Annotated in this window: 3 protein-coding genes; all 3 read left to right on the top strand. The window is 42.7% G+C overall.

Annotated features, from left to right (window positions below; genetic code table 11):
- Positions 1-184: 184 nt before the first annotated feature.
- The 3 genes from ACFOHL_RS11960 (at position 185) to ACFOHL_RS11950 (ending at position 2,524) form a co-directional block, all read left to right on the top strand.
- Positions 185-1,045 carry a hypothetical protein gene (locus tag ACFOHL_RS11960; protein WP_376920468.1) on the top strand — a complete coding sequence of 287 codons (861 nt, stop codon included), beginning with the start codon at positions 185-187 and terminating at the stop codon, positions 1,043-1,045.
- Positions 1,042-1,644: a hypothetical protein gene (locus tag ACFOHL_RS11955; protein WP_376920467.1), complete on the top strand. Its 603-nt coding sequence runs from the start codon at positions 1,042-1,044 to the stop codon at positions 1,642-1,644. Before ACFOHL_RS11960 ends, ACFOHL_RS11955 begins: the two co-directional genes overlap by 4 nt.
- Before the next feature lie 115 nt (positions 1,645-1,759).
- Positions 1,760-2,524, top strand: coding sequence for a hypothetical protein (locus ACFOHL_RS11950; RefSeq protein ID WP_376920466.1), 765 nt, complete (start codon positions 1,760-1,762; stop codon positions 2,522-2,524).
- Positions 2,525-2,564 lie beyond the last annotated feature (40 nt).

The following is a 2,564-nucleotide window of genomic DNA, read 5'->3' as shown; positions in this document are numbered from 1 at the left end:
AATAAGTTTTCAGTACTAATGGCCAGCCTATTTTCATATCTTGACCACACTTACCCCGTAATTACCCGCTGTTTTTGAATCTGAAATGCATCAAAAAAGCCTTAAAGTCAGCTGTCACAGAGGGTAGTAAGTAGTGTTAATCCATCTTATACTCGACTTATTTCGACATTCAGGGCTTTTAGATGTGAGTCGAAGCTTATTTGACGCTCGCGTTGCACAGCGCGACTTTGAATCTGCACTGCCTACTGCTTCTAGCCTTTCTCGAGAACGGCATTACAGTCGAGGAAATGCAAGAGCTCGAGCTGAACAAGCTGTATTCGAATCGAGTGTACTAGGGAATCGGCAAGAGATAGATTTAACGGACGATGCAACTAGAGCACGTGTTTTACAAGGCATGTTTGTTAAAGATTTCCAAGACTTACAGAAAAATGCACTAAGCGTAATTGCGCTAGCTTCTGCTCCAGCTCTAATCGGTGGCGGTTTTGCTGCTTTATCGATAAGAGGTTTATCAACAACGGCATTAAGCTCAGGTACTATTTCTGGTGTTGTTAATACTGGCGTCACCGCTGGTTTTGATTACTTTTCTGGAGAGCAGTACGACGCAACTGATTATGCAACGTCATTTGCGGCAGGATTCGCAGGAGGTGTGCTAGGATTCGGAGCAACTCAAGGTTTAACGAGAATCGGTGGGCTGGCTTCTACCGCGGGAATATTTAAACCCAGTGCAGAGAATTTAGTAGCAAATACTATTGGTGGTGCAGCTGGCTCAGTAGCTGGACAAATCATCACTCAACGTATAACTGGAGACGTTGATACGTCCGAATTGTTCGCGTCTGGAGTGACTGGTGCAATTGCAAATGGTTTACTTACAAAGCTAAAACTGCCGCAAAATGTTTCAGTTATTGCTAACAAAAATGGCACTCTATTACTTGAGAAAGGTATTACGCATACCAAAACATTCTTATCTTCAACCTTTGGGGGAACAACTACTCCTGGATTAGATGCGTTGATAGACAACCGCAACCCGTCAAGGAGGAGGCAATGAGGAAATGGAGTAAAGCTAAAGAGCAGCCTGAGTTATTGGGCAAGTACCTTAAAACTTACGACCACAGCTATGTTCATTTTATGGATATATTGGTTCTAAATTGGGCATCGGTCGTTTGTTTCTTTGCGATAGTAATTCTAGAAATTATTTATTGGAATACTGCTCCAACATGGTTTGTGGTCATGGAATTCCTAGTTATTATAGTTGCCATTTCAATTGTTTCCTTCGACTATTACAGAGTAAATGTCAGGCCGAAAATAACGGTATATGAATTAGGGATTGAGATTGCCGGTAACCTACATTTTTACGGGTTACCGAAAATGAAAGCTGAGGTACTATGGGAAGATATCGATAAAGTTATGCATCCAATGCCTGATAAATTGGAAGAGCCTATGGCGGGGTTTTATTTATGTTTCAAAAGCGGTGAAAAAGTATTAATACCCCAATCAATCGATAAGTATTTAAAGTTGTATTCAGAATTTAGCCGCAGAAATATTACTGGGGCAGATGCAGAGTTACCGGTTTATAAACTTGATCACTGGGGTAATGTAGATGGGTTTAGTATGAAGCCAATCGCTAAAAATAAGCCCATATTGTAATTCTATTTAGATATCGACCGATGCCTTTGGCAATGCACTCGGGAATAGTATTGTAGGTCATTTCCGAGGTACCGAGCAGCGTAAGCAGTTAGCTGAGCAGCTTAGCTCAGTTAATGTGAGTCTCAAAAGTAAAGCAATTGATTTAAACTTTGATGACCCACGTGCTGAGTTCGAGCGCCGCACAGCAGATGGCACAATAGATCAGTTATCAGATGAAGAGTATTACAACCTAGCAAATGCAGCGAACTCTTTAGATAAGCTTGGTGCATTAGCCAACTACGATCCATCTCATGATGACTTTTTACGGCAAGTCAACGCTGGTAATGCGCTGATCACAAATAGCTTTAATTCGCGGGTCGATGCATACAACAACACGGTTGGCTTATTAAATGAGGTTTATAGCCAAAGTCATTACGCTAGGCAGCAAAATGCTATAAGCAATGCCTACCGTCAACGACGGTATGCTATTGGTAACGCGCAAGCTGCTGCTGATTTTAATGCGATTAGCGTATCTGGATATGAGGTTGATTTAAGCAATGATGCAATTCGTGCGCGAGTTGCTGGCGGTATTGCAGCGCAGACAAAATCTGAATTGACTACTATAGCTCTTGGTATTGCATCATTGCCATTGTTAGCTGTGGGTGGCGGTGCACTAGGCTCTCTTGCTTTTAGAGGCGCACAATTAGGGATTCGTGGTGTTCAAGCAACTGGACGAGGAATACATGCCCTCGGGCAATCTGCCGTAAATCTAGGGCGGGAAATTGGCCGAAATGGTATAGTTAGCACGACGCTTTCAAGAGCTTATGGACTGAATGTTGCGGCGATTGAGGGTGGAGCACTGTTTGCAGAGTTGCCGCATACTTGGAAAAGGCAGGGCTAATTGAACGAGATGCAAACAGTGCTTTTTTGGATTTACCGCT

Source organism: Agaribacter flavus (assembly GCF_042646125.1).
In the GTDB taxonomy this organism is placed as follows: domain Bacteria; phylum Pseudomonadota; class Gammaproteobacteria; order Enterobacterales; family Alteromonadaceae; genus Glaciecola; species Glaciecola flavus.
The sequence above is the reverse complement of the archived record's forward strand: the minus strand, read 5'-3'. Positions and strand labels throughout refer to the sequence as shown.